The sequence below is a fragment of the Oleiphilus sp. HI0061 genome (assembly GCF_001635675.1).
In genome coordinates this window covers 1-966 of the sequence record NZ_LWFE01000486.1, presented here as the reverse complement: position 1 = coordinate 966, position 966 = coordinate 1, and the positions used below count along the sequence as shown (strand labels likewise).

Sequence of the window (966 nt, the reverse complement as noted above, 5' to 3'; positions counted from 1 at the left end):
ATGGCCTGCTTTTTAAAGGCGTCGATGGCATACTCGTCATAGGCGGTGCAAAAGATCATGGCAGGAGGGTTCGGCTTTTTTGCCAGAGCGCTGGCCACTTCCAGGCCATCAATACCTGGCATTCTGATATCCAGAAGCGCAATATCAGGCTTAAGCTCCTCAATCCGTACCAAGGCTTGTTCACCATTTTCAGCTTCACCGCAAACCTGATAGTTACAATTTCGTTCAATTAAACGCTTTAGGCGCTCTCTTGCCAAGCTCTCATCATCGACGATAAATACACTAATAGGGCTGTTTGCTGTCATATCTTAGTTAACCGGAATACGTAAAGTAACGGTAAAAATATTGTTTAGTTGGCTAGTCTTTAATATAGCGCCTGAGCCGAAAATTGCCTGGAGCCTGCTGCTAATATTGTCTAATGCGATTTGGTTTCCGTGTCGTGCCTGTTTTTCTGGGTCAAAAGGGTTTGAGATCAAAATGTATAAATGATCTCTTTTGAGTTCGGTTTCAATGCTAATAGTNCCGCCTTCAGTTAGCGGTTGAATACCATGATAAATCGCATTTTCTACTAATGGTTGTAGGGTTAAAGGGGGGATCAATACCTTTTTCTTGGCGTTGTTGAGCTTCCATTCAATCTTTAGCCTGTTTCCTAATCTAAGGGCTTCAATATTCAAGTATCGTCGGCATAGCTCAATTTCTTCACGAACCGGAATCAGAGAAGTTTGGTTGTTTAATGTAGCCCTGAAAATGGTTGATAGATCTATGACTGCATCTTCGGCTTTTTGTGGATCGATTGCGATCAGGCTGGCGATGCTGTTCATGCTATTAAACAGAAAGTGAGGACGAATTCTAGCCTGCAGTGCTTGGATGCGCGCTCGAAGTTCTGCTTGGCGCTGTTCTCGCCATTGGTGTTGCAGGAAGAAATAACGCAGTAAGATGCTCGCGAGCATCGAGCTGATGAGTAAA

General features: G+C 43.9%; 2 protein-coding genes. Both read right to left on the bottom strand.

The features are described from left to right. The coding region (locus tag A3735_RS06450) for a LytTR family DNA-binding domain-containing protein (RefSeq protein WP_156499462.1) at window positions 1-305 on the bottom strand (305 nt) is incomplete at its 3' end. 3 nt (window positions 306-308) lie between these two features. Further along, on the bottom strand, window positions 309-966 hold a 658-nt coding region (locus A3735_RS06445; RefSeq protein WP_197485712.1), incomplete at its 5' end, for a sensor histidine kinase.